General features: G+C 67.4%; 24 protein-coding genes and 3 pseudogenes. 10 read left to right on the top strand and 17 right to left on the bottom strand.

Going from position 1 to position 25,463, the window contains the following annotated elements:
- Window positions 1-152 precede the first annotated feature (152 nt).
- Window positions 153-1,096, top strand: a protein-coding gene (locus tag ADK64_RS44340) for an IS5 family transposase (RefSeq protein WP_420713100.1) whose coding sequence is annotated in 2 segments (ribosomal slippage) — window positions 153-542 and window positions 545-1,096 — 942 coding nt in all. Because the reading frame shifts where the segments join, the coding sequence is not laid out codon by codon here.
- Between the two features lie 39 nt (window positions 1,097-1,135).
- Here the strand turns inward: ADK64_RS44340 and ADK64_RS37555 are convergent.
- The 4 genes from ADK64_RS37555 to ADK64_RS37540 all read right to left on the bottom strand — a co-directional run bounded on the left by ADK64_RS37555 (window position 1,136) and on the right by ADK64_RS37540 (window position 4,267).
- Window positions 1,136-1,357 carry a hypothetical protein gene (locus tag ADK64_RS37555; RefSeq protein WP_159046447.1) on the bottom strand — a complete coding sequence of 74 codons (222 nt, stop codon included), beginning with the start codon at window positions 1,355-1,357 and terminating at the stop codon, window positions 1,136-1,138.
- A gap of 2 nt (window positions 1,358-1,359) precedes the next feature.
- Window positions 1,360-2,115: an IS5/IS1182 family transposase gene (locus ADK64_RS37550; RefSeq protein WP_053666576.1), complete on the bottom strand. Its 756-nt coding sequence runs from the start codon at window positions 2,113-2,115 to the stop codon at window positions 1,360-1,362.
- 160 nt (window positions 2,116-2,275) lie between these two features.
- The gene (locus tag ADK64_RS37545; RefSeq protein ID WP_053666582.1) at window positions 2,276-3,331 is read right to left on the bottom strand and encodes a 3-oxoacyl-ACP synthase III family protein; all 1,056 of its coding nucleotides are present in this window, start codon (window positions 3,329-3,331) and stop codon (window positions 2,276-2,278) included.
- A 21-nt stretch (window positions 3,332-3,352) separates the two neighbouring features.
- Entirely contained in the window at window positions 3,353-4,267 is a 915-nt protein-coding gene (locus ADK64_RS37540; protein ID WP_053666575.1) for an acyl-ACP desaturase, read from the bottom strand.
- A gap of 238 nt (window positions 4,268-4,505) precedes the next feature.
- Between ADK64_RS37540 and ADK64_RS37535 the strand changes: the two genes are divergently transcribed.
- From ADK64_RS37535 to ADK64_RS44335, 5 genes and pseudogenes are all read left to right on the top strand, one after another.
- On the top strand, window positions 4,506-5,825 hold the full coding sequence (locus ADK64_RS37535) for a flavin monoamine oxidase family protein (RefSeq protein ID WP_078993092.1): 1,320 nt from the start codon (window positions 4,506-4,508) through the stop codon (window positions 5,823-5,825).
- 52 nt (window positions 5,826-5,877) lie between these two features.
- Window positions 5,878-6,177 carry a phosphopantetheine-binding protein gene (locus ADK64_RS37530; RefSeq protein ID WP_053666573.1) on the top strand — a complete coding sequence of 100 codons (300 nt, stop codon included), beginning with the start codon at window positions 5,878-5,880 and terminating at the stop codon, window positions 6,175-6,177.
- The gene (locus tag ADK64_RS37525; RefSeq protein WP_053666572.1) at window positions 6,178-7,149 is read left to right on the top strand and encodes an acyl-ACP desaturase; all 972 of its coding nucleotides are present in this window, start codon (window positions 6,178-6,180) and stop codon (window positions 7,147-7,149) included. It begins immediately after the preceding gene.
- Window positions 7,133-8,359 carry a beta-ketoacyl-[acyl-carrier-protein] synthase family protein gene (locus tag ADK64_RS37520; protein WP_053666581.1) on the top strand — a complete coding sequence of 409 codons (1,227 nt, stop codon included), beginning with the start codon at window positions 7,133-7,135 and terminating at the stop codon, window positions 8,357-8,359. The genes ADK64_RS37525 and ADK64_RS37520 overlap by 17 nt, the downstream gene beginning before the upstream one ends.
- A gap of 116 nt (window positions 8,360-8,475) precedes the next feature.
- Window positions 8,476-8,739: pseudogene (locus ADK64_RS44335) on the top strand (helix-turn-helix domain-containing protein); the annotation flags it as partial.
- 67 nt (window positions 8,740-8,806) lie between these two features.
- Here ADK64_RS44335 and ADK64_RS37515 read toward each other — a convergent pair.
- From ADK64_RS37515 to ADK64_RS46395, 6 genes and pseudogenes are all read right to left on the bottom strand, one after another.
- Window positions 8,807-9,886, bottom strand: a complete 1,080-nt coding sequence (locus tag ADK64_RS37515) for a protein phosphatase 2C domain-containing protein (RefSeq protein WP_053666571.1) — start codon at window positions 9,884-9,886, stop codon at window positions 8,807-8,809.
- Window positions 9,887-10,372: 486 nt separating this feature from the next.
- Window positions 10,373-11,131, bottom strand: a complete 759-nt coding sequence (locus ADK64_RS37510; protein ID WP_053666570.1) for a G1 family glutamic endopeptidase — start codon at window positions 11,129-11,131, stop codon at window positions 10,373-10,375.
- 514 nt (window positions 11,132-11,645) lie between these two features.
- Window positions 11,646-12,311, bottom strand: a complete 666-nt coding sequence (locus tag ADK64_RS46400; protein WP_159046444.1) for a hypothetical protein — start codon at window positions 12,309-12,311, stop codon at window positions 11,646-11,648.
- Window positions 12,312-12,549: 238 nt separating this feature from the next.
- Entirely contained in the window at window positions 12,550-13,767 is a 1,218-nt protein-coding gene (locus tag ADK64_RS37500) for an arylsulfotransferase family protein (protein WP_053666568.1), read from the bottom strand.
- 293 nt (window positions 13,768-14,060) lie between these two features.
- Window positions 14,061-14,384, bottom strand: a complete 324-nt coding sequence (locus ADK64_RS48120; protein ID WP_234384886.1) for a transposase — start codon at window positions 14,382-14,384, stop codon at window positions 14,061-14,063.
- Window positions 14,326-14,862: pseudogene (locus ADK64_RS46395) on the bottom strand (HAD family hydrolase); the annotation flags it as partial. The pseudogene ADK64_RS46395 and the gene ADK64_RS48120, both read right to left, overlap by 59 nt.
- Between ADK64_RS46395 and ADK64_RS46390 the strand changes: the two are divergent.
- Entirely contained in the window at window positions 14,794-15,819 is a 1,026-nt protein-coding gene (locus ADK64_RS46390; protein ID WP_199829819.1) for an MFS transporter, read from the top strand. The pseudogene ADK64_RS46395 and the gene ADK64_RS46390 overlap by 69 nt on opposite strands.
- 266 nt (window positions 15,820-16,085) lie before the next feature.
- Here ADK64_RS46390 and ADK64_RS37490 read toward each other — a convergent pair whose 3' ends face one another.
- Window positions 16,086-16,829, bottom strand: a complete 744-nt coding sequence (locus ADK64_RS37490) for an SDR family oxidoreductase (protein ID WP_053666566.1) — start codon at window positions 16,827-16,829, stop codon at window positions 16,086-16,088.
- Window positions 16,830-16,928: 99 nt separating this feature from the next.
- Between ADK64_RS37490 and ADK64_RS37485 the strand changes: the two genes are divergently transcribed.
- On the top strand, window positions 16,929-17,831 hold the full coding sequence (locus tag ADK64_RS37485) for a LysR family transcriptional regulator (protein ID WP_053666565.1): 903 nt from the start codon (window positions 16,929-16,931) through the stop codon (window positions 17,829-17,831).
- Window positions 17,832-17,899: 68 nt separating this feature from the next.
- Here ADK64_RS37485 and ADK64_RS37480 read toward each other — a convergent pair whose 3' ends face one another.
- Complete coding sequence (locus tag ADK64_RS37480; protein WP_053666564.1) at window positions 17,900-18,496, bottom strand: TetR/AcrR family transcriptional regulator; 597 nt, start codon at window positions 18,494-18,496, stop codon at window positions 17,900-17,902.
- Window positions 18,497-18,558: 62 nt separating this feature from the next.
- On the opposite strand from ADK64_RS37480, the gene ADK64_RS37475 reads away from it, so the two are divergent.
- Window positions 18,559-19,437 carry an SDR family oxidoreductase gene (locus ADK64_RS37475; RefSeq protein WP_053666563.1) on the top strand — a complete coding sequence of 293 codons (879 nt, stop codon included), beginning with the start codon at window positions 18,559-18,561 and terminating at the stop codon, window positions 19,435-19,437.
- 159 nt (window positions 19,438-19,596) lie between these two features.
- Here ADK64_RS37475 and ADK64_RS48115 read toward each other — a convergent pair.
- From ADK64_RS48115 to ADK64_RS45575, 4 genes and pseudogenes are all read right to left on the bottom strand, one after another.
- Window positions 19,597-19,731, bottom strand: a pseudogene (locus tag ADK64_RS48115) (ATP-binding protein); the annotation flags it as partial.
- A gap of 378 nt (window positions 19,732-20,109) precedes the next feature.
- Window positions 20,110-20,619 carry a DinB family protein gene (locus ADK64_RS37470; RefSeq protein WP_053666580.1) on the bottom strand — a complete coding sequence of 170 codons (510 nt, stop codon included), beginning with the start codon at window positions 20,617-20,619 and terminating at the stop codon, window positions 20,110-20,112.
- A 250-nt stretch (window positions 20,620-20,869) separates the two neighbouring features.
- Complete coding sequence (locus tag ADK64_RS37465; protein WP_053666562.1) at window positions 20,870-22,084, bottom strand: glycosyltransferase; 1,215 nt, start codon at window positions 22,082-22,084, stop codon at window positions 20,870-20,872.
- Window positions 22,085-22,186: 102 nt separating this feature from the next.
- Window positions 22,187-22,312 (bottom strand): hypothetical protein, encoded by a 126-nt coding sequence (locus ADK64_RS45575; RefSeq protein ID WP_324614491.1) that lies wholly within the window; start codon window positions 22,310-22,312, stop codon window positions 22,187-22,189.
- Window positions 22,313-22,447: 135 nt separating this feature from the next.
- On the opposite strand from ADK64_RS45575, the gene ADK64_RS44325 reads away from it, so the two are divergent.
- Window positions 22,448-22,591 (top strand): DUF3052 family protein, encoded by a 144-nt coding sequence (locus ADK64_RS44325; RefSeq protein WP_078993093.1) that lies wholly within the window; start codon window positions 22,448-22,450, stop codon window positions 22,589-22,591.
- A gap of 335 nt (window positions 22,592-22,926) precedes the next feature.
- Here the strand turns inward: ADK64_RS44325 and ADK64_RS37455 are convergent, their stop codons facing one another.
- Window positions 22,927-24,033, bottom strand: coding sequence for an alkene reductase (locus ADK64_RS37455; protein ID WP_053666560.1), 1,107 nt, complete (start codon window positions 24,031-24,033; stop codon window positions 22,927-22,929).
- Window positions 24,034-25,463 lie beyond the last annotated feature (1,430 nt).

Here is a 25,463-nt window from a genome sequence, read left to right as displayed (position 1 = left end):
CAGGACCTGTTAGAGGTGCTGGACCGGCACCTGCACCACCTGCGGCCGCCCACTCACCACAAGCAGAACCGGAGCCAGAACCTAACGAAGCACTACTAGGAACTGTCCGGCCGATCATGTGACCCTGTCGCGTTCAAATCGTTGGCCTCGGCATGGGGCGGGGTGAGCGTGGTGATCTGTCGGATGCCGAGTGGGAACGGCTGCGGCCATTCCTGCCGGTGAGCAACGGTCGGTGCGGCAGGTGGCGTGACCACCGGCAGGTGATCGACGGGATTCTGCACCGGGTACGGACCGGGGTGCACTGGCGAGACCTCCCTGAGCGGTTCGGGCCGTGGAAAACGGTCTACGAACGTCACCGGCTGTGGTCCGGCGACGGCACCTGGGAACGCCTTCTTCAGCAGGTCCAGGCCGTGGCGGACGCGGCCGACGACATCGACTGGGACATCTCGGTCGACTCCACCAGCGTGCGCGCGCACCAGCACGCCGCGGGCGCCCGCACCGACCCCCCTCCCGCGCCCGCCGCTTCAAAGGGGGACGAGGTGACAGAACACCAGGCCGAGACCGTGTGGCAGAGCCTGGTCGGCCGCCTGGTGGAGGTGGTGCAGGAGGCGAGGGCCTGGGCCGCTCGCGGGGCGGCCTCACCAGCAAGATCCACCTGAGCGCCGACGGACGCTGCCGCCCGCCGTCCCTGATCGTCACCCCCGGCCAACGCGCGGACTACACCCAGTTCGTGTCGGTACTGGAGAAGATCCGAGTTCCCCGCCTCGGACCGGGCAGGCCCCGCAAGAAGCCGGACAGCGTCGCCGCCGATAAGGCCTACAGCAACGGCCCCTGCCGTCAGTACCTTCGACGCCGAGGAATCCGGCACACCATCCCGGAAAAGGCGGACAGCCAGGCCGCCCGCCTGCGCAAGGGCTCACGTGGTGGACGGCCGCCAGGCTTCGACGAGGACCGGTACAAGAAGCGCAACACCGTCGAACGCGCCGTCAATAAGCTGAAGAACTCGCGGGCCGTGGCTACCCGCTATGACAAACGCGGCTACGTGTTCCTCGGTACCGTCACTGCCGCAACCCTGATCATCTGGCTTCGTGCCTGATCGCCGGACGGACGGGTGTTCGTACCCAGTCGTCCCGGATCAGAAGATGGCCCAGGCTTCCCTCGGCAGCCGGTGATAGACGTCATCCATGACATCGGCGGCCAGGAAGACGGGGCGCGTGAGCAAATGATCGCCGGCCCGCTGCACGCAGAGCACCACCCCAAGAGTCAGTGATCCGGGCTCCGCCCCCGGCAGATAGAAAAGCTCCGTGAATGGGTCCCGGCTTTCCGCACGATCGAACAACCACTGAGCCTTTTCCAACCTCACTCTGATGCGTGGTGAAGGACGAGGACGGCCTTCATCACGTCGGTGATTCGGTTGGTGCTGCAGCGGAGCTTGCGCAGGGGGCGCCAGCCCTTGATGGCGGCCATGGCCCGCTCGCCGAGGCAGCGGATCTTGCCGTGGGTGATGTTGTGGCGACCCTTCCATCGCTTGAGGCGGCGGCCCCGAAACGGAACCCGGACGGATCCGCCGGCGCCTTGATACGCCTTGGCCGCCCAACATTTGAGCCCCGCATGGGCGAGGGCTTCGGTGATCCCGTGCTGCCGCGCGGCGGTCAGGTCGTGAGTCGAGCCGGGCAGAGCCGGCGAGGCCCAGAGCAGTCGTCCGAAGGGATCGGTGAGGACCTGGACGTTCATGCCGTGGCGTTTATGTTTCCCGGAGTAGTACGGGGCGTCGGCGGCGATGCGGTCGATCGGCAGCAAGGTGCCGTCGAGGATGACGAACGCCTTCGCCCGGATCGTCGTCATCGCCTCGTCCAGGGACGGCGCGAGGGCGGCCAGGGCCTCGACGGCTTCACGTATGTAGCGGTACGCGGCCGCGATCCCGATGCCGAACCCGGCGGCGAGCTGGGCGTAAGTGTCACCGCACCGCAGGTGGGCCAGGGCGAGCAGGGCCTGACGTCCGGCAGGAAGGCGCCGCCACCGCGTTCCGATCTCCTGCTGCCGGGCTGTCAGTTGCCCGGTCAGGAACCGCAAGGTGCGGCTGGACAGATCAATCAAGGACGGGTAGGCAAGCACGCGAAGCTCCTGACGGACACGGGTGATCCTGGTCGAGAACTCGTCTACCAGGAGCTTCGTCGTTGTGCAGGACAGTCCAACTCGAGGTCAGCGCCGCCAGCTTGAAAAGGGCTCAGTTCAACTCAACCTGAAATTCGGTGAATTCTCGCGGAACACGCACTCACAGCCGCATGACCGCCAGGCCGCCACTGCTGCCCGCCGCGGCACCAGTGAGAGCGATGAGATCGCCTTGCTTGGCCTTGCCTGTCTCCACGGCATGGAACAGTTGGAGAGGAAGGGAAGCAGCGGCGACGTTGCCGTGGTCGGGCAGTGTCACCACGAATCGGTCACGAGGAACTCCCGCTTCGGCGCACAGCGCCTCGATGTCGCTGAAGGCCACTTGGTGGACTCCGATGAAGGCGAAGTCCGTCAGTGTTAGGCCCCACTCCTCCAGCCAAGCGTGCAGCAATGGTCCTTGGGCGCGCAGGCTGGCTTGCAGGCGTGTGCCTTCCATCCGGAAGTACCGGTCTTCTTCGTCGGGATCTCGCACCGAGGCAGCCCCGCCGTAGCGGACGGTCGCCGCTGGCCAGACCGAGGAATCGGCGGCAAACCGGCACCGCAGGATGCCCGCTGATGATGGCCCCGCCGCACCTGCCGTGAACAGCATGGCCGCACCGGCGTCCGAAAACCCGTAGGAGGGGAAGGCCCTGGCGAACGCGGCAGCGTCGGGAACCCGGTACCGCACAGAGACCGAGGGCAACTCTCCGCAGGTGACCAGCACCGTCCGGTACTGGCGGCCGGAAATCAGCGCCTGAGTGAGCTCAAGAGCGTTGAGAACACTGTTGCACGCGTTCTTCACGTCGAAGACCGGGCAGGACACCCCAAGTTTGTCCGCCACGATATGGGCTGTAGCGGGCTCTGTCATGTCCTGTGAACACGCTGCGAAGATGACAAGATCGATGTCTGATGGTCGTGTTCCTGTGTCAGTCAGAACCGTCCGCGCGGCGCTTGCGGCGAGGTCGGACGGCTGCTCGTTCCGGGCGGCCATGTAGACGCCCTTGACGCCGGTGAGCCGCGTTACCAGACCTGCCGGCGGGCGAAAGGAGCCGCTGGCGGCGGCAATCTCCGCTTCGCGTTCCTCCATGCTGACCCATCGCTCGGGCAGGTAGACCGCCGTTCCGGCTAGCCGGGCCCGTACCTCGCTTGTCCAGGGCAACTCAACAACCCCTGCCGTCATGTAATCCACGGGAGCCTGTGTTCACCCCGCTGAGGCGAACCTACGGGCCCGCAGTTCGGACTTCTCCATGATGCCTGCGAGCTTCTCACGGGAGGATTCACCATCACTCCGGAGGCTTGGCATGTCGAACACCCGCAGAAATCGCATCAGCGGAACCACAACCTCGTAGTGGTGGCATGCCGGTGTGTAGATCCCGGAACGCATCATGGAGAGAGCCAGCTGCCCGAATCCGGGCGCTCCATGGCCTGGGGAGCGAAACGTGGCGATTACTTCGGCGCAGGCACTCACGACACGGTCCGGTTCGATTTCCATGGCCGAGTCCAGGACTGTCCGGTAGAACAACATATGCCGGTTCTCGTCCTGTGCGATGCGATGCATGAGGGCTTCGCAGGCGCTGTCGCCGCACACCTTCCTGATGTTCCTGTAGGAAACACGTGTGGCCAGTTCCTGTAACGTCACATAGATCAGGGAGCCGAGGAAATCTCCATGATAATCAATTCCGTAGCCTCGCTGGACGTGTTCACGGCGGGCATCCTCCAAGGCCACAGGGTCAGCCGCGCGGGTGACCATCAAATAGTCACGGATGGCCATTCCGTGGCGCCCTTCCTCTGCCGTCCAACGGTTGATCCAAGCCCCCCAGGCGCCATCTTCCCCGAACACTTCAGAAACTACCCGATGGTAAGCGGGAAGATTCTCCTCGCTGAGCAAGTTGTGCAGCAGGCCGTCCCGTGCCGCCTGGGTGATCACCCGCCGCTCAGGATCCCAGGGCTCCCCTCCCAAAACTCCGTCAAAATTGGTCCCCTTACTCCAGGGGACATACTGATGCGGATACCACTCCTCGGCACTTTTGAGGTGGGCATCGAGCGCCCGCCCGGCGATTGGTTCGAGCTCCAGGACGAGAGCCGTGTCGTCGTGAGGCAGGGGTTTCTTTGCCATTGGCGGCCACCTGAAGGTGCAGAAATACCGCAAGGAGAAAAGCCGTGAAGGATCTGTGTCGCGCAACGATCAGCCATGTTAGGCGCTCTCGCTATCGGATCACAGGGTCTGCATACAGTATCACTCATTCGAGTGAGACACCTGTGAAGCCTGCCGCAAAATCCCCTAGGCTCTCCGTATTACCCATGGGGCATGAACGCATTCAGGATTATATGATCAACGCCAACCTCTTCGGGTGATGACTTCGGAATGGAAACGGGTTAAAAGGGATGGCGTCATGTCCTCGAATGAAAGCGTCGGAAATGGTCGGACGATTGCTGTCCTGGGTGGCGGCGCTGCCGGTCTTTCATTTGCCCGCGAGGTGGAGAGCGTAGGGCATCACGCAATTGTCCTGGAGGTGAGCGGGACCGTTGGGGGTCCCTGCGCCACGGAAGTCATCGATGGCAGATTCTATGACATCTGTGGCCGAATTTGCGGCAATGGGTACCGCCGAGTCGGAGCATTGATCCGCGATTACGGGCTGACCACGGAACCGTCTCCGGTATTTAAATACAACCGAGGCAGCAAATCGGCAGTCCGCATGGCAGTTGTCGGTGAGCAGCACGCCCTCTTGGCGCGATACGCCGAATTCCAGCGGTACGAGTTCCCACGTATCGGGGAGCCGGGACTGCATCATTCAGGCGCACTGTCAATGTCGGCGCGTGACTGGCTGGCCGAAAGGGGCCTCGACGGTCTGTTCGAAACGGTGGGGGCCTGTTTCACCGCTGGGGGGTTCGGGGCACTGGATGACGCCCTGCCGGCCCTCTATTTCGCCAAGGTGGCCGCCTATTATTTCACCAGCAGTCCGGGTCCGTTCGGCCACCGGGCTCCATTCACCGTTACCGGGGGGTTCTGGCAACTGTGGGACCGCATGGCGGCAGACCTCAGTGACGTCCGGTGCGGCGTCGAGGTCCTCTCGGTCGACCGGAGCGGTCCGTGTATCCGTATCCACACCAGCGCAGGCTCAGTGACTGCCGATGACCTGGTCATCACCATCCCCGTCGACCAGGCTTTGCCGCTGCTGGACGCTAGCGAGGACGAACGTGAGATCGCCGCGCGGGTACGCAGGCTCGACTACTGCACGACGATGTGCCGTGTCTCGGGGCTCCCCAGACCAGGGACTTTCATCATCGGGGAACCCCTGCAAAACCCTGTGCCTCCTGGTCAGTTGGTCGCATGGCGCAGCCAATACGCCGACACGGACTGGACTGTTTGCTACTCCTACGGCAGCAAGTCTCTGGGTCCAGCGGAATCCGTGGAGTTGCTGCGCAATGAGATCGAAAGGATCGGCGGACGCCTCCTCGAGGTGCGCAACCACCGCCACTGGTCACGCATGCCGCACTTCAGCGGAAGTGATATCGCCGATGGCATCTACGAGCGAATCGAAAAGAACCAGGGGCGGCAGAACACCTACCTAGTCGGAAGCCTTCCCTCCTTCGAACTCAATGAGTGCAATGTCTCTTACGCGCAGTGGGTGGCCAAGCGGTTCTTCGGCGCTGCAACAGAGCGGAGGGAGTAAGTCATCAAAATACATCATCCGCACAGGAGCTCGGAAATGAGGGCCGGAGAAAATGGAACGGCATGAATTCACTGAGGAAAGCCTCGTCGCGTTTCTCGCGGAGCAATTTTCCATCGAGGAAGAGCGGTTGCGACCCGACGCCACACTCGAACAGCTGGGTCTCGACTCGCTCGGATTGCTGGAGCTGATCGTCGCGCTAGAAAATCAGACAGGGAAACGCTTGCTCGAAGACTTTGAGCTGGTCACCCCTTCCGACCCCCTGTCAGCGGTGGCCGCGCTGCTCACCTCTGCACTGCACTCGGCCCCCGCTCAGTGGCCGGGGTCGCGACAGGAGACAGGAAGCGACGCGTAGATGCCTCATGCCCAAGAGCACGTCGATCTGCTCTCGGAACTGGAGCCTGCTGTTGCCCGTCAAGTCGACCGGCACATTGCCACGTCCCGTGAGTGGTTTCCACACCAATACATCCCCTGGAGCTCGGCACAAGACTTTGACGGCCCACTGGACGGCGAACCCTGGAGGCCCGAACAGTCCCCGCTTCCGCCCACAGTGCGAGACGCCCTTCTGATTAACCTGCTGACCGAGGACAACCTGCCCAGCTACCACTTCGAGATCGCCTCGCGCTTCGGCCGGGAGACCGCCTGGGGAACCTGGGTGCACCGTTGGACAGCGGAGGAAGGTCGGCACTCGGACGCGCTACGCGCATATCTGCATGCAGTGCGCGGCCTGGACCCGGTGGCGTTGGAGCGCGCCAGGATGAGCCACGTCAGCAACGGCTACGACAGCGGCATGCCAAGTGTGGCCCACGCGCTGGCCTATGTGACTGTCCAGGAACTGGCCACCCGCGAGGCACACCGCAACGCGGGCCGCATGTGCGGCGAGGCGCAGGGAACACGGCTGATGAACCGCATTGCCGCCGACGAAAACCTGCACATGCTCTTCTACCGGAACATCTGCGCCCACGCCCTAGAATTGACACCTAATCACATGGTCCGCGCCTTCGCAGATGTCATCTGTAACTTCCGGATGCCCGGGCACGGAATCCCCGGCTTCCGCGGCCGAGCGGCGCGCATAGCGGTGGCCGGCATCTACGACCTCGTCGTACACCACGACAATGTTCTCATGCCGCTGCTTCAAGCCTTATACATCATGGACCGCGGGGACTTGGGGCCAGCAGGAGAAGAAGCTCGGGAACGAGTCGGACGGCACCTGGAGAGGCTGCGCGACCAAGGCCAGCGCCTGGAAGAACTCCGGAGGCAGCGCGAGGAATCGCATCGCCACCGCAGCGGTGGCCACGGTGGAGGGGCTCATGCGGCGGCGCGGTGAGGTCGTGGTCACTGGCCTGGGCCTGCTCACTCCGGCCGGCAGCGATCCGGCGAGCATCTGGAAGACCCTGACGAAAGGGCAGTCGCTAGCTCGCAAGGACCCCGCCCTGGAGGGCCTTCCCGTAGACATCGCCTGCAGCGTTCCGGACTTTGACCCGTCGGCGGAATTCGGCCCCCGACTCGCCAACCGTCTGGACCGGTTTGCCCACCTCGGGCTCGCAGCGGCCCGCCGGGCGGTGGCCGACGCCAAGCTGGACGTCTCACAAGGACCTCCCCAGCGCATTGGCGTGGTGTTGGGTGTAGGTTCGAACAGTCTGCGAACCTACACCCGGGAGTTCGTCCTGCTGGACCAAGGCAGGCCCGGAGCGGTCTCTCCCCTTGCCCTGCCCCGCAGCATCCCGAGCATGATCGCGGGGCAGATCGCGATCGACGTCGGGGCTCGGGGCCCGAACTTCACCGTCTCCAGCGCTTGCGCTTCCGGGACGACGGCCCTGGGAGTAGCCCGCGACATACTGCGCGGCGGCGCGTGCGACGTTGTCCTGGCCGGTGGCGCCGAGGCCGGATCCCGGATGACCTCCGCCTGCTTCACCCAGATGCGGGCCCTGTCCACCCGCACCGGACAGCCCCAACTCGCTTGCCGCCCTTTCGACTGCGAACGCGACGGATTCGTCCTGGGCGAAGGAGCGGCGGTCCTGGTCCTGGAGCGGCTTGCCCATGCCCGGAAGCGAGGCGCACGGCCGCGCGCCGTGCTGCGTGGCTACGGTGCGTCCGCGGACGCTTATCACCCCGTAGCGCCGGACCCCGGCGGAGCAGGGGCCGAGCAAGCGGTGCGGCAAGCACTGGACGACGCGGGCTGCAAACCTGGTGACATCGGGCATGTCAGCGCCCACGGCACCTCGACCCGGTTGGGCGACGCCGCCGAGGCGCTGGTGCTGCTGAAGGTCTTCAACGGCATCCCCCCGGCCGTGACTGCGGGCAAGAGCATCATCGGGCATGCGCTGGGCGCTGCGGGGGCCATCGAAGCCGCACTGACCGTCGTTGCCCTTGAGAGGCAGGAGGTACCGCCGACGGCCAACCTCACCCGCCAGGAGCCCGGCCGGGAACTAGACATAGTCACGGGACGCCCTCGCCAGGCGACGTTCGAACTAGCGATATCCACCTCGTTCGGATTCGGCGGACAGAACGCGGTGCTCGTGCTTGGTGTCGCTTGACTGAGCTTCTTCGAGCCGGGCCCCGATCAGGTGACGCCCGCCAAGCGCAACGAGCGAGGCCCCCGGGCTGTTGATCGAGATGTCTGACGTCTCAACCACGCTGCTCAAGGGCCTCGTTGGTCATCTATCCTGCCGCACTCGACCTGCCGCATGCGCTCGTGGAATGGGTCACCATGCTCATCGTCACCCGTGAGGGCGACCGACGCTGCAAGCTCCGGCCGTCCCAGCGCGCGATGGTGGCACTGGTGTACCTGCGCGAGCACACCACCCTGGCGAAGATCGCCGCCGGGTTCGGGATCAGCGAGTCCACCGCCCACGCCTACACCAGCGCAGTCACCCACCTGCTCGCCCAACGCGCGCCCGGTCTGCTGAAGGTCCTGCACTCCGCCTCGCGGTCGAGTTCACAAGAGCGGATCCGTTGCAACTCGACGTGCATGCCGCTGGCTCCTACTGCTGGAGCTCCAGGACGTCGGCGACCACGCAGCTGATGTTGTCGGGGCCGCCGGAGCCGTTGGCGAGGCCGATGAGTTCGCGCACCACCTGCTTGGGCTCACCGATCCCGGAGAGCACCCGGTGGATCTCTTCGGTCGGTACGACGGTCGACAGGCCGTCGGAACAGAGCAGATAGCGGTCTTCCCGCTGGGCGTCGTGCAGGCGCATGTCGGGGGTGCCATCGGCTCCGTGGCCCAGGGCCCGGACCAACAGCGAGCGCTGGGGGTGGGAGGCGGCCTCCTCGCGGCTGATACGTCCTTCGTCGACCATCGACTGCACCATGGTGTGATCGTGGGTGATCTGGAACAGCTCTCCGTCGCGCAGGAGGTAGACGCGGCAGTCGCCGATGTGGACGAGGGCCAGCTGTGAGCCGGTCCAGAGCATCGCGGTGAGTGTGGTGCCGGCCTCTTCGGGCGATGAGGCCGGTCCGCCGACGCCGTTGACTGCCTGTTTGGCCTGTTCGATGGCGTCTTCGAGGACGTTGAGGAGATCGCCTGCCGGGATGTTGTCGGTTTCGAGGTGCTTGAGTGCGTCGACGGCTGCCGCGCTCGCGAGGGCTCCTTGACTGCCGCAGCCGTCGGCGACGGCGAGCAGGCGGGACCCGGCGTAGGCGGTGTCCTGGTTGCTCTCGCGGACCAGGCCCGTGTCGGACAGGGCGGCGTAGCGGATTGCGAGGGGCTTGGCGGTCGGGGACATGGCAGGGTCCTTCCGTGACAGGTGGTCGATGAGGAAGGTGGCCAGGTCCCGCCGTGCGGCGGTGTCGGCCTCGACCTGGGCCCAGAACGCGCGGACCTCCTGGGCTGCCCCGATTGCATTCAGCGTGTGGACGTGCTGGATGCGGGCCAGGGGCATTCCCAGGCGGCGGAGCCAGGCGACCAGTCGGGCCTGGTCCAGTTGTTCCGGTGCGTAGAGGCGGTATCCGGTGACCGGGTCGACGCGAGCAGGGGTCAGCAGGCCGAGCTCGTCGTACAGACGCAGCGCCTTCGGCGACAGCCGGGACGCCTTCGCGAACGCCCCGATGGTCAGCAACCCCATGCTTGTTCCTCCTCATGCCGGGCACGTCGCCCGGCCCCACTGATGCTGTGGCCTCCCCCAGGGTGAAGGTCAACCCAGAGTTCTGACTGGCCCCGGCCGATGGTCTCCCCCTTGTCCCGGAAGTGCTGATCAGCTGAAGGCTCCGGACTGCCCGGCTCGCTGAGCGGTGGGAATGGTCGGGCTTCCCGGAGAGTTCAGGAGCGCTTCGATGCGTCTGGGGGCTGTGGCCGGGAAAGTCGTGGTGAGCCACGTCCGGCCGGCGCCTCGCAGGAACGCCTACAAGGGCAAGTACCGATGGAACCCGGCAAGGCTCTGTACGACGAGGAGGTCGCTACTGAGGACCGAACGTCTCCCGCGTCAGATCTCTCCTGCACAACACAGAGACAGACACGCACATCACGGCCGGGATCGGGTCCACGACCGGAAGACGGGGCGGCCCCGGGACGCCGTGGCGCCCGGGACCGCCCCGCCGAAGCGAGCCGTGGCTCAGCTGTGGTTGTAGGTGACCGAGAAGTTCTCCCCGCCACTCAACGAGGAGGTGGTGGCCTTGGTGGTGCTGCCCGAGGCCATGTTGATCTCGTCGGGCGAGTAGTTGCCGATCGCCTGGCCGTTGGCGGTGGCGTTGGTGAAGCTCGCGGTGCCGAAGTTCGACAGCGGGAGCACGCCGGAAGAGCTGGACGGCGCCTCGGCTATGACCTCGGCGGACGCGTTGGACAGGCCGCTCTGCGTCTTGGTCGTGGTCTTCGTCCACCCCTTGGTGGTGTCCGTGAGGGTGAGCGTGTACTTGGTGCCGCTGCGGGTGATCGTGGAGGTGAAGTGGTCACCGGCGCTGACCGAGTTGCTGTAGTTGACGGGGTACGCCGGGTACATCTCGTACCAGGACGAGTAGACCGCCCGGCCGCTGGAGCAGTCCGCCTCGGTGCCCGTCTGCTCCACGGAGTTGCTGCCGTCGCCGTCGATGCCTATCCAGAAGGACGAGTACGTGGTCGATCTGGTGCAGCTGACCGCCGGCTGCACCCAGTTCGCGGAGACGCTGGTGAACGTCGTACCGGTCGCGGCGTAGCCGGCCCAGTTGGAGCTGGTGCTGTTCCTGATGCCACCGACCAGTTGGTGGCTGCTGATGTGACCGCTGACCGGGGTCATGCGCAGCGCCGGCGCGGCGGCGGCCGCGGGGGAGGTGGCCAGCGCGGACAGGACGGCGGCCGCTACGGCTGTGGCTGCGGTGAGGCGGATCGTGGCAGACATGCTGCTCCTTCTCGCGGGACTCGCGGTGCAGACGTAACTGGCGGCCACCAGTGAGGGGAAACGTGCGCCCGTGGTTGTCAGTGTGCAGTCAATACGTGTTGTTGCCACCCGGCTTCCGGGATTTCACAGCAAAGGACCTACCAAGTGCCGCCCACAAAAGGCGTGTTAACGGCGATAAGACCCAGCCGACGGGGCCGGGATCCCGCTCGCACCCCGTCGTACGGCCCTTCCGCCTCTTGGCTGAAGTCCGCGAGGATCCGCGTGCGCCGGAGCTTCATGGAGGGGGCGAGATGACCGGCCTCCTCCGTGGATCGGAGAGGGCGGCCGATGAAGCGGCCGATGGACGCGGGGCGGGGGACGAGGCGGTCGGCGTCGTCGATCGGACAGCCTGCAACTCGGGCTCGTCGGCGGTGAACTCGGGCGGGGACGGTGTTTGCCGTTCATCTGGCCCCAGTGGACGATGCCCCGGGGGCGAGGAGGGGCGCGTCGTACGGGCGGGCGTCGCCGACCAGTATCACCTGGGAGACCAGGGGGTGTTGGCGCACCAGTTCAACGGCGGGCCGGGGGCGACGGACTTGCCGCGGGAGGTGATGTGGAGCTCCTTCTTGCAGCCGGTCGTGGTGAGGCAGCCGTCGTCGTCCAGCTCGCCCGAGTACCGTGTGCGCAGCCAGCCTTCGCGGGTGACGGGGGCGAGGGCGTGGTAGCCGCCGACGCCGGCCGCGGCCAGACCGCTGATGCGGAAGAAGGTCAAGCGCTGCCAGCCTGCCCGGCAGGAGGAGCGGGACGCGTTGCCTTCGGCCTTGGGCAGGACGCGGGTGCCCGCTCGCCGGAACGTCGCGTCGGTCTTGCGCTCCGCGTTCATGGGGCGGCCTGCCATGAACGGGTTGATGACGAACGTTAAGGATGGGGAGCTGCGCCGGCCCAGCGTCTGATCTGCGAGCGTCGGCCCGCTGCACCACCGGCCGGCGAGCCACCCGCACCCCGGCCCTGCTCCGGCCGGATCGCGGGCGTGCAGTCTGCCTTGTGGTGAGGTCGGGCGGCGGTCGAGGCCAGGCTGCTCGGCTGCGTCGTCGGGGTCGGGCAGCCGGGGCGCCAAGTGCCGCTCCAGGATCTCCGCCCACTCGTGGACAACGACGGACCCGGTGGTGTCGCCCTGCGCTTGGACCAGCTCGGTCAGCACGTCGACAGACGGCTGAGCAGACGGGCCCGGGCGCGCAGGCGCACGCCGCCTCACACGAGCGAATGGCACGGATGGGCCGCTCGCCACAGGCGTCGGCCTGCAGCAAGCGGCCCGTACGCGATGTGCGGGTGGCCTCACCGCTCAGGGCGTGCGTGGCGACCTCGACCACGCCGCCGTGCACGAACGACAGGTGGTCACGGTCGGCCTTCGGGAGACTGCTGCGCCCTTCGAAACCGGACTACTTCCAGGGGAACCGGTAGGCGCGATAGCTGTTCACGCCTGTGGGGAACCGGGCCTTGAACACGGCCTTCCCCGAGGCATTGAACTCGGAGAAGTACGGAAGCGACCCCCATCCGACGAACGCTCCTCCCCGGCGGAGCGGCTGCGCGTTGCCTTGCGAGGACGCGCTGAGGTAATCCGGCTGGTTCACCGACTTCACCAGTGTCGCCGTACGCGTCTTCTCGTCCACGCGGACGGTGACGACCCGGCTGAACGGAAGCTCCTGCACCGCCCCGGTCCCCGTGTTCGCGGCCCCCGCCGACTCGTTGTCGAACCAGCTGTACAGGCCGCCGCCGAGCGGTTCGGGATCGTGCTGCCACGAGAAGACCGTCCCGGCGGTGTTCAGGTACTGGCCGGACGCGGCCTGCTCCTTGAACGTGCCGGCCTTGCCACCGAGCTGCCACAACACGGTGCCGCCGTGCCGATCGACCTTGTACGTGGTCCACGTGTTGCGGGCATCGATGAGCAGGTCACCATCGGTGTCGGGCTTCACCGCGTTGATGTGGAACCAGTCCCACGGATTGTTCGGCGACGACGGCAACGGCTGTTCGCTCTGCGCGTAGGGCACGTGATCGGCCGCCTTCCACTGGAACAGGACCCGGCCCGTGCGGATGTCTATCTCCTGCACCACGCCGTCGATGACCGCCTGATGTGCGGAGCCTCCGATGCCCGTCAGATCGGCGGTCTCCTGCTTGTACGCCAGGATGAGCGCCGTGCCACGACCGGTGATCAGGAACTCGTGCCCGTCGGCGGTGTACCCGTTCCCGGCACGGACCTCGGCGATCTTCTGATACCGGTTGTCATAGATGTAGTTCACCCCACTCGCGAGGGAACCGAGCCCCGTGCCCTGCCACCAGGTCAGCACCGGCCTGCCCCGATAGGTCTGGGCACGGAAGTCCGCCGCCTGCTGCCCGGCCGGCACCTTGTGAGACCACACGACACGCCTACCGTTGCCGCTCAGGATCTCCACGCCGCTGGAGTAGGCGCTGTTCGCCGAGTTCGGCGAGACGAAGATGTCCCCGCGGCTCGCTGCGCCCTTGTCGGCAAGGACCGTCACCGGCGGCAGCGGCTTGCTGTCCGGGGCTGCGGATGCGGTGCCGGCCAGGGGCACCAGGCCCGTGACAACAGTGGTGGCCGCAGCGATCAGGACCCGCGCGGGCAGGGAGTTGTGACGCATCAGGTGTCCGTTTCTGGCAGCCCGAAGCCGAACCGATCGGCGCGGTCCCGGGCATGCGAGGAAGGCGCACACCCGACCGGGCATGCGCGGTGAGAAATGACGACTACGGCAAGGAGCTACCGCGCACAGCCCGTGAGGCTGTCAGGCGCGGACAGATGCCACTGGAGGCGAAACGGCTCTCAACAGGGGCGACACGCAGCAGAACACACCCGCATGTGGTCGATGTGACCGCGAGTCGTGAGGATCTTCCGCCGCTGCATACGGCAGAACGTAGCCGCGTACCGACCGGAGCGTCAATCAACGTCCACGCACCGAACAGCTTGACCGGACGGGACCGTTGCGAATCGGCCCTGTCCGGGATGGTGCAGCGGGTCCCGCGCCGCCGCAGGCAGGCGCAGTTCTTCCAGGACGCCTACGCTTTGTCGGCGCGCATCCGATCGGGTCGGGTGCGCGGCCCGCCCGGCCCGAGACGCGGGACACGGAGCTCGCCACGGGATGCCGGTGCGGACCCGGTACCGTATGCCGTCGATCAGCTGCCGCCTGACCCACGTCGGCGGCCGTCCCGGCCTCTTGCTCTTCGGCAAGATCGCGCGGGGTGTCGCCCGCGACCAGCACACGGCGGACGTCGGTGACGCCCAGCCGCTGTATGGCGGTGAAGATCATGAAGGGAGCAGGGCGACCGGCGGGCACGTCGCTGCCGCAGACGACGGTGTCCGCGACCGAATCGCCCTCCCAGCCGAGCGCGGACAGCAGCGAGTCCACGACGTCACGGTCGAAGCCGGTGTTGAGTGCGACCTTGACGCCGGCGGCTCGCAAGTCGGCAAGGGCTTCGGGGACTCCGGGCAACGGCCGCGGGGGGTGTGCCGCGTAGGCGGATACGAGCCGGGCCCGGAAATCGGCGACGATCGGGGTCAGGACCTCGTCACTGAGCGGAGCACCGCCGACCGGCGTGAGCAGCGCGCGCAGTGCCTCGTGCTTGGCGGAGCCGTGCCAGCGCGCGATGTCGGCGGCAGAAGGCGTGCCTCCATGGGTGATCACCGTCTCTTCGAGGACGCGGTAGACCTGGAGGCCCTCGTCGATGGTGGCGCCCGCCATGTCGAGCACGACGTCTCTGCCTACCTCGTCAGCCTGCTCGTGCTGGCGGTCGGGGTCCCGGACCACATCGCCTGGCGCCTGATCCTCGGTGTCGGTGTCCTCCCTTCGCTCCTGGTGCTCCAGCAGCGTCGCCACATGCCGGAATCCCCGCGCTGGACGGCCCACAACGGGGATCCCGCGCAAGCAGTCAAGGACTTCGAGTCCTTCGCGCAGCGGCCGGTCACCGCGGTCACGGCGCCCGATGCGGTGCACAAGCCCCGTACGGGGACCGGCGCACTGGCGAAGCGCAGAGTCCTGATCACTCTTGCCGGCACCGCGGGCAGCTGGTTCTTCTACAACGTCGCCGTCTACGGCATCAACGTCAGCCAACCACTCCTCATCAAGAACATCGTCCCGAACGCCACCACGGTGCCGAACATCGCCTTGAACGCCGTGCTCGTCGTCTGCTTCAGCCTCATCGGCGGCATCCTCGGTGTGGTCGCGCTCGACAGGTTGCAGCGACGGACCCAGCAGGCCGTCGGCTTCGGGCTGTGCGCTCTCGCGATGCTGCTCATCACCGCCGTCCCCGGCCTCAGCGCGACGGTCGTGCCGTTCGCCATCACCTTCGGGATGTCCCTGTTCGGGAGCATGTTCGGACCGAACTACACGACCATGCTCCTCGCGGCGGAGTCCTACCCGACCCGGGTGCGCAGCACCCTCCACGGCATTTCCTCCGGGAGAGCGAAGGTCGGCGCCTTCACCGGAGCGCTCATCGTCCCGCTCATCCTGGCCGGCCCCGGTATCCGGATCGTGACGCTGATCGCCGCATGCTGCTTCCTGGCCGGCATCGCGACCACCTTCCTCGTGCGCGAACCCGTCGGGCTCACCCTCGACGACATCGGTCAGGACCTCGCCGTCAAGCCGACGGCAGCGGACCCACCGCCGGGGATCTCGTCCCTGGAGGAAGTCCAGGCGTGACCCCGGTCGGGGGTCAGAGGCCCTCGGCGGCCGGGATCAGCCGTCGCAGGGCCTCGTCGACCGTGGGGCGGGGGCAGCCTGGGTTCACCCGCAGTTCGTCGGAAGGTGATCCCGTGGCGGGCGAGCCAACGCCCGCCACCCGGGCGTCCCGGCCGCCGTACGCAAGGAACGCGCCCGCATCGGCAGCGAGAAGAGCATCCGCTGGAGCGAACACCCCCTCGCCACCGCGGCGCGAACGACCCAGCGAGCCCATGCGGTCAGAGCACCTAGAGCTGCGAAGCCCCTCCGTCGACAGGGAACTCCGTTCCCGTCGAGAAGGTCGCGCCGAACGCCAAGTACGCCACCGCTGCGGCCACCTCCTCGGACGACCCCAGCCGTTGCATCGGATTGGTGCTCCGGTAGGTGTCCTTCATCGTCTCGACGACGTCGGCGGCCAGGGAGCGGTCCAGGATGCCCGTGTCGATCGGACCGGGACTCACGGCATTGACACGCACCTTCCGGGGCAGCAGCTCGCGGGCCAGGGTGCGCGTCATCGACCGCAGGGCTGCCTTGCTCGCCGAGTAGACACTGAGCGCGTCGAGGCCCAGGACGTTCACCACCGACGTGGTGAGGACCACGCCGCTTCCCTCGCGCAACAGCGGCGCCAACGCCTGCACGGTGAAGTACGGGCCCTTGGCGTTGATGCCGAACAGCGCGTCGTACATCTCCTCCGTCGTCGAGTCGAACGGCGCGGACGCGGTGACGCCGGCGTTGACGAACAGCGCGTCCACCGCGCCGAACCGCTCCTGGACCGTGCCGGCCAGCGCCTTGATGTCCTTCAAAGACGCGACGTCGCTGCGGACGGCGATCGCCTTGTCCCCCAACTGCTCCAGCGCGGCGTCCAGGGTGGATCGGGTGCGGCCGGTGATCAGTACGTGCGCCCCACCGTCCGCGAACAACCGGGCCGTAGCCAGGCCAATACCGCTGCTTCCGCCCGTGATCACGATGTTCTTGCCGTCATAAGTGGTCATGCCCTCAAGCCAAATACCCACCCGCACACCCTGTCCAAGACCTGTTCCGTATGCCGTCATGTCCCAGGCGTATGACGATGCGCGACGTACCCTGAGCGAATGGACGTCGATCTGCGGCTCGTGCGCTATTTCACGGTCGTGGCGGAGTACGGCAACTTCGGCCGGGCCGCCACCAGGCTGCACCTGGCGCAGCCGTCGCTGAGCCGCCAGATCCAGCGACTGGAGGCGCAGCTCGGTGTCCGGCTCTTCGACCGCTCGCCACAGGGCAGCAGCCTCACCGCAGCCGGTCAGGCATTCCTTCCCAGGGCCCGGATACTGCTCCAAGAGGCCGAGCAGGCCGCTCGCGCGGCCAGAGCCGCCGTCCAGCCCCGTGCCGTCACCGTCGGCTGCGCCGAAGGACTCGTCATCACCGCCTGTGTGCAGGAACTGCGCCGGCGACACCCCGACGGCCAGGTCCGCACCCGGCACCTCGACTGGCGGGACACGCGCGCCCTCGCCGAGGGGCGGGTCGACGCCCTCGTCGCCTACAGGCCCCTGCCCTTCCCCACGGACGGCTTCCGGGTGACCAAGCTCCATGAGGAATCGCGGGTACTCGTCACGTCGGCAGGTCATCGTCTGGCGCACGAGAAAGCCGTCAGCCTGCGGGCTCTGGCGGACGAGGAACTGGTGGCCTGCGTCAGCACCCCGGTTGTCTGGAGCACGCCCAAGCCGGTCGACGACCGCCCGGCACCACCCCCGCCCGCAACCGATGACAGCTACGAGGACAAGCTGGAACTCATCGCCACCGGCCACTGTGTCGCGATCTTCCCTGCCGGCGATCGACGCGCTGCTGTGCGCGAGGACATCGCCCTGGTGCCCGTCATCGACATCGATCCCTGCGAGGTCGTGCTCGTCACGCGCGCTGACGACCCCAACCCACTGCTCGGATCACTGGAAGACGCCGCACGTACGTTGCTCGGCACAGCCTCCCGACGGGAGAACAACGAATTGCCCGTCAACTGACCGCCCTGCTTCTGCGAGGTGTTCCATATGGCTGTCGCGGAGTCTTCTTCGGCCGGGAGCGTCGCCTGTCACCGCAGCTGGTTGAATGCCTGGTCGGCATCGGCTACGGCCTCGGGGTGGACGTCGTGGGCGGTTCGACCGTCGGCGATCCTCTGCCAGTTGGTCCGGGCGAGTACCCGTTGGACCGCGAGTACCTGGGCGGCTCGCAGGCGTGCCTGAATGCCTTCGCCGAGGGCGTCCGCCAGTGCCTCCTCGTCCTCGAGCTGGTACCGCGTGAGCCGTCCCGCCAGGCTCGGTGTGGTGAACACCAGCCGATGGAACGCCACCACCTCGGGATGATCGTTGAGGCCGGTGACGGGGTCGTACCGATCGAGGCCAGCCCGGAAGTGCCGGTGCAGCGCCGTCACCGGCTTGATGCCGGACCTGCGATCGCGTACGACGCGTGCGGCCTCGCCCTGGTGGTCCGCGAACCGGTGCAGCACCAGGTCTTCCTTGGTGGGGAAATACCGGAAGAGGGTCGGCTTGGAGATCTCGGCCGCCGCTGCGATGTCGTTGACCGAGACGCGGTCGAAGCCACGCTCAAGGAACAGCGAGACGGCCGCGTCGCCGATGACGTCGCGCGTCCGCTCCTTCTTGCGGGCCCGCAGTCCCGTCGGCTCGCTCACCTGACCAGCGTAACATTCGTAACCGAGTTGCATTTTTAACCGAGTAACGTTTCAATGGTGCCATGAATCAGACAGACATTCCTCCCGTGCTCGTGACCGGGGCGACGGGCCGGATCGGCCGCGTCGTCATCGACCAACTCCTCGACGCGGGCGTGCCCGTGCGCGCCCTCACCCATCGCTCCGAGGCAGCGGCGACGCTGCCGGCGAAGGTCGAGGTCTTCACCGGAGACCTCACTGTGCCCGAGTCGCTCGACCCCGCGTTGGCCGGCGCCAGTGCGGTCTTCCTCGTCTGGACCGCCCCTCCCCAGACCGCCGCGGCAGTCGTCGAGCGGCTGGCGGCCCAGGTGCGGCGGGTCGTCTTCCTCTCCTCCCCGCATCAGACGCCGCACCCCTTCTTCCAGCAGCCCAATCCCATGGCGGCGATGCACGCCGACATCGAGCGGTTCATCGCGGCCACCGGACTCGAGTCGACGATCATCCGGCCGGGGATGCTCGCGTCGAACTCGCTGGCCTGGTGGGCGCCCGCGATCCGGGCCGGCGAGGTCGTCCGGTGGCCTTTCGGCGCCGCCGAGACCGCACCGGTCGACGACCGGGACGTCGCAGCCGTCGCGGCGCGGACGCTCTGTCAGGACGGCTACGTCGGAGGCGACTACGTCCTCACAGGCCCCGAATCACTGACCCAAGCCGCGCAGGTGGACGTCATCGGTGACGCCCTGGGGCGTCGGATCGCATTCGAGGAGATGACGCCGGACGAGTTCCGAAGCCTGTCGGAGGGTACGGCGCCCAGCTCTGTCGTCGACATGCTGCTCGCCGCGTGGAACGCGGCGGTCGGAAAGCCCGCGTACATCACCACCGCGGTGGCCGACATCCTCGGCACGGCACCGCGAACGTTTCACCAGTGGGCTGCCGACCACACCACCGCGTTCACCGAGGGTTCGTAAACTCGTCGACCGCGACCCCTGTCCATGCTCCCGCAGAACTGAGCACGCGCTGCTCCCTCGGATTTGACCCTGGGGTTGGTTCAGTCGCGGTGTGTGCGGTTCTCCTCGGTGGGGAGTTCGCGTCGTTGGCAGGTGCGGTAGGAGTCGCCCGGTCAGGGCGAGGACCTCGGCGTGGCGGACGAGGCGGTCGATCATGGCGGCTGCGACAGCGTGGTCGGAGGAGGTCTCTCCCCGGCGTCCGAAGGGCAGGTTCGAGGTCAGCATGACCGAGCCCTGCTCGTAGCGGGACGCGATCAGCCCCGCCGATTAGAAGTGAGCATCGCTGCGGTGTCTTGAGGAACGATCTCGATGTGCCTCGAAATCGACGTTCGCATGGAGGCGTATGGAGGAGCTTCTGGACAACCAGCGGCTCGTGATCGTGCCCCTCCTGGCCTGCCCGACGGGCTCTCGGCACATCGTGAACGGCTCCAGAGGGTTCACGGGACCGTCCGCACTCGACCGGCGTGGAGTCCACGACCCACACGTCCAATAGGTCGTCGGTCATCATGTAGCGTGCGGTCGCGCGGGAGTCCAACTCTGGCTTCACACGCCGACGTCGGACCCCCACCTCCCGTGCGGGCAGCCGATTTCCCGGAATGGATCAGCATGTGCAGATCCATGGCCGCTGCGGGCTCAGGCGCCCACGGTCCCGTCGACGCCCTCACGCAGAAAGTCCGCGTGCCCGTTGTGCCGGCCGTACTCCAAAAGCACGTGCACCATCACCATGCGCAGCGACACATCCTCGCCCCATCTCGGCTGGTGCCCGGCCGCGTCCAGGGACTCGGCCTCCCGCTCGATGCGGCGCGAGTTCTCGACCTCGGTCTCCCAGGCCAGGAACGCTTCGCCCCTGGTTGACAGGCGAGCATCGTACGCCGCCTGGAAGTCGATCTTGTCGGACCAGACCATGGGCGCATCGTTGTCCTCGAACACCCGGCGGAACCAAGCACGCTCCACCTCCGCCATGTGCCGCACCAGACCGAGCAGCGAAAGCGTCGACGGCGGCATCGACTGCTGCCGCAGTTCCTCGTCGGTAAGCCCTTCGCACTTCATGGCGAGGGTCGCACGGTGGTAGTCGAGGAAAGCCCGCAGCATGTCCCGTTCGCTGCCAAAACTGGGCGGCCCTATCCGATTGTCGCTGGTCACTGACATCGCTCCTCGTCCGTGCCGGAATTCAGGCCAGTATCCACTACCGTCGGCTGCCCCATACAAAGGCAGTCCGCCGGCCGGCTGTCACGTGGCTGGGTCCACAACTACGGGCAGCGTTTACCCACCGCTTGGGGAGGCGGCGGGAGGCTGGCGGCGTTCGGATGGTTCGTCGAATTCGGCGTTAGCGGGCAGGCCAGAGTGCCTCGGACGGCCTCGACAGCAGACAGCGATGGAGCATTTCTCGGGTTCACCCCTCACAGCCTGCGCCGATGCGGGCGAGCACCGTAGCGGCGCCGTCCTCCGCGGCAAGGTGGTGGGCGAGTTCGGCCGCACGACGGCGGTGGGCCGGCTCGGTCACACAGTCCTTGATCGCGGCGCCGAGCGCTTCGGCGGTCAGGTCCTGGAACGGCAGAGGCTGGGGAGCAACTCCCAGCTGGTGCAGCCGAGAGGCCCAGAACGGCTGGTCGGCCATGACGGGTACCGGCAGGGCAGGTACTCCGGCCCGCAGCCCGGCTGCGGCGGTACCCGCCCCGGCGTGGTGGACGACGGCGGCCGTGTGAGGGAACAGCCAGTCGTGCGGGAGGTCGCCGATGGCCAGGACATCGGCGCCGCAGCCGCTCAGTTCGGCCCACCCCGCCTGCACCACCGCGCGTACGCCTGCCCGCTTGACCGCCGCGGCCACCAGCTCACTCAGCCGTTCCCCCTGGCCCGGCGCTATGCTGCCGAACCCGATGAACACCGGGGGCGGACCGGCCTGGAGGAAGTCGACCAGATCGGACGGGGGTTGCCAGCCGTCCGGCCAGGTGGGCCACCAATAGCCCGCAACCTCGACCGGGGAGGGCCAGTCCGCAGGGCGCGGCACGACCAGCGGGCTGAAGCCGTGGAAGACCGGCCGGATGTTCCCCGCTGCCGATGGCGCGTTGGCCGGCAGCCCGAGGCGGGCGCGCAGCCGGGTCACAGCGCCTGCGTAGAGCCCTTGCGCCTGCCTCAGCACTGCCCGGCCCGCGGCGAGATTGCCCTGCGGCCCCAAGTCGTCGGCACCCGACGCGCCGGGCAACGGGAACTGTCTGGTGGCGAACGCCGGTTGGAGGTAGGTGCCGATGACGGGGACACCGAACGCGTCGCCGGCCGTCTGGCTGAGTGGCGCCGGGCCAAAGGCGGTGAGCACCAGGTCGAATCCGCCCGCCACGGCCGCCGCCACCCCGTCGGCGAGCTCGTCCACGTACGCCGTCGTCACCGCCCGAGCCTCCTCCGGTGACGCCGCCTGAGACCTGGCTCGGATCAGTTCCTGAGGGTCTCCCGGTAGAGGCCGGTAGTCGAGACCGCGTCCGCCGACGAGCGAGGCCAAGGGCGAGTGGGCGGCCACGGCGACCGGATGACCCGCGTCCAGCAGGCGTCGCCCCAGGCCCGTAAAAGGTGCAACGTCTCCTCGCGAACCGGCGGTGATGATGAGAATCCGCATGCGGCGATTCTCCTCGGCGAACGCCGCCCGGTCACATTCACCGGGCCGGGGGATCTCGCACCGCACCCCTCGTGCTGCAATCCCCTGGCGTAGGGGTTCTCGTCACTCGTGAACGTCGAACGCCGCCATGTCGGTGTGCTGCTCGTCGGACACCTCGGTCGACGGCGGCAGAAGCTCCGCAGGACCACGAATCTCATCAGACCGGCGCATCGCGTGCAGCACAGTCACGTCATCACGCACACGGAGCGGGCCGAGGCGCTCCCGGCCACTCCGCTCGGGCCGTGATCCGCCGGAGTCGGCGGTCGTCGAGGACGACGATGCCCCGGAAGCGCGCTCGCTGCCCGAAGTCCTCCAGACGGCGGGCTGCCTCGGCAGCTGCCGATCCCGCCGGGCGGGTGTGCTCGTGACCTTCAGGAAGCCGCCCAGACCGCCGACCTCTCCCCGACCAAGTCCGTCAGCGTCGCGAAGGACTGGAGCGGCGCCAAAATGGCCGCTCCGAAGAGGTAGCCGCCCCGCCTGTGGCCCCCCCCGGCGAGTGGCGCCGGCCCGATGTGGTCCGGGAACGTAGGGAGCAGCCCGGGGCGTGCGCCCGCTGTCGGTGGCCGACCTCTGATCAAGGGGCAACCATCGCGCAGGCCCCTCGGTACCAGCCGCCTCGACCAGCCCGAGACCAAGAAGGTCCGCGGCGCCGCACCCGGCGCAACGATCGGTTCGGTAGGGCGCCGCCCGTGGCCGTTGCACGTATCGCGCTCGGCGTAGGCCATGGCGCCGTCCGATGTGCTTCTGCGAGCCGGGTTGGCCGGTGAAGGCCGTCTCCCCCGGAGCCCCGTCTCCTGTCTGCTTCACCCCCGCAGCGGAGCGTAGTCGGTGTAGCCGGCGGCATCGGGGCCGTAGAAGAGTTCCGGCTTCGGACGGACGAGCGGTGCGTGAGAGGCGAGGCGGGCCGGCAGGTCCGGGTTGGCGATGAACGCCTGACCGTAGGCGACGAGATCCACCAGGTCAGCACCCAGAAGTGCGTTGCCCCGGTCCTGGTCGATCTCGACGTTCGCGATGACGGTCCCCTGATAGATCTTCCGGAAGTGCCGGAACATCTCGTCGCCGGCCAATTCCTGGAGCGGTCCTCCGGTTGGATCCGCCATCATCCCCATGAGCAGCAGGTGCGACAGGTCGTAGTCGTTGAGGCGTCCGATCACGTACTCGCTGTCGGCCAGCGCGTCGGCTCCGGCGACGAATTCTCCCCTCTCGGACCAGGCAGGCCCGGCCTTCACCCCGACGCGCCGCAGGTCGACCGCCTTGCCGACAGCTTCGATGATCTCGAAGAGGAACCGGGCGCGGTTCTCGATCGGGCCGCCGTAGTCGTCGGTACGCACATTGGTGCGGGGGTTCAGGAACTGGCTGATCAGGTAGTTGAAGCCCGCCTGGAGCTGGACACCGTCGAATCCTGCCGCCAAGGCGTTGTCAGCGGCCGTCGCAAAGTCGGTGATCGTGCGGCGGATGTCGTGTTCCGACATGGCCAGGGGCTGCACGGTGGGCTTGCGGCCGGTCGCTGTCGGGGCGCGCAGCCCCGGGTTGACGGCCGAAGGGGCGAGGGGCGCGCGGCCCTCGAAGAAGTCCGGGTGCGAGGCGGATCCGGTGTGCCAGAGCTGAGCGAAAATGACACCGCCTGCGTTGTGGACCGCGTCTGTCACCGGTTTCCAGTGAGCGACCTGCTCGTCGGTGAACAGGCCCGGCACATCGTGCCAGCCGACCGCGTCGGGGCTGATCCACACGCCCTCGGAGATGATCAGGCCGGCGGAGGCCCGCTGCGCGTAGTACTGGGCGTGCAGCTCGGTGGGCAGCAGTTCGCGATTACGGGCGCGTGAGCGTGTCATCGGAGCCATGACCACTCGGTTGGCCAGGGCGAGGTCACGCATCCGGTAGGGCTGAAGCAGAGGCTGGGTCGACGACATGTTCGCTTCTCCTGCCGCGAGGAGGGAGGGCGCTTCCGCTTTCGGAAGGTCGGGGCACCTGTCGGGAAGCACGAACCCACGCACATTAATGCACGGATTTGTGCTTTAGATTGAGATTAGCACTCCGCGCGACCTAAAGCAAAGATCTGTGCGTCAAAGAGTCCGGAGCCAGACAGCGTCGCAGGTGTACGGAACTTCGCCATGCCGGGCAGCCCATCCTGGGGACCACGCAGTGCCGTCGCGCAGCCGACGCGATGGGCACACTCGGCACAGCCGGTGCGGAACGTGATCGCGGACGGGTACGTGACCCCAGGCCGGCCACCTTCAAGTGGCGCCCCGGAACCGCAGAGGTGCTCGACCATTGCCGCCGCCGGCAGCCGCAGTCGACGCGGCGGGCGGCCACGGTCCGCCATGCCGGGCAACGGAGAGGGGGCAGTGGGCGTGAACCGCGGGCACCGCAACCCCCAGAGGGGTGGCCGCAGACTCACCGCCCCACTGTTTGACATCGGCTCATCACGCCTTGCAGGCCTTCCACGGAGCACGGCATGCTCCGCTCGCAAAACCGGGCTCATGCGCCGAAATGCACCGCGGTCACAGCCACTGTCCCATGCCGATGCGGTCGACCGCCCCCGATGCGCGGCACCGACGCCGGAGGGAATCCTCACAGCACGCCCATCACATGAACCGTCCATGCACATCGCGCGGACCAGGAAGAAGTCAGGACGAGCGTCACTGAAACAGGCAGGCAGACAGCCAGACCACCAGCCCCGACGAGTACCGAGCACCGGGCGTGGCCACGGTCGGCGAAAAGCCACCCGCAAAGCGAGCAGGATCAGGCGGTTCGGTCGCAGAGGTCGTCGACGAGCACATCGCCACCATGGCACGGCTGCACGGCTGCACGACTGCACGACTGCACGGTTGCACGACTGCACGGCTGCACGGCTGCACGGCTGCACGGCTGCACGGCTGCACGGCGACAACCGCTACGACCGCTACGACCGCGTGACGAATGACCTCTCTGAATTTCTCGGACGCCCCCGCTGGGATTCGACAACCTCCTGCGGAACACACCCGCTCTGCGGACCCGGCCGGACGACTCCGGGACCAGCGCGCAGGCCCAGCGAGTGCCCGATGGCTCTGCCGACCGGCCATCGGGTACGACCCGTTCGGGGCTCGGGGGACCGCCTTGCCGGGGCCCACCCCGCAGACCTCGCCTGACACCACGCGTCGAGCGCCCCCACAGCCCCGGTTTCTCGCTCCAGGTGCTCCGCATGACAAGCGTCCGGCTGCCAACGGCGACAACATGGAGGTGCAGACATGCCCCGGCCAATGGGGGGACTTACCAGCCCACGTCCGTCTGGCCTCCGGGCCGACCGTGGCCCGGAGTGCCTACGCTGTCACCGCTGCGGAAGGGCGGTGCCATGGATGCT

The organism is Streptomyces sp. MMG1121, from assembly GCF_001280015.1.
GTDB lineage: Bacteria > Actinomycetota > Actinomycetes > Streptomycetales > Streptomycetaceae > Streptomyces.
This window is presented reverse-complemented; position numbering and strand designations above follow the sequence as displayed.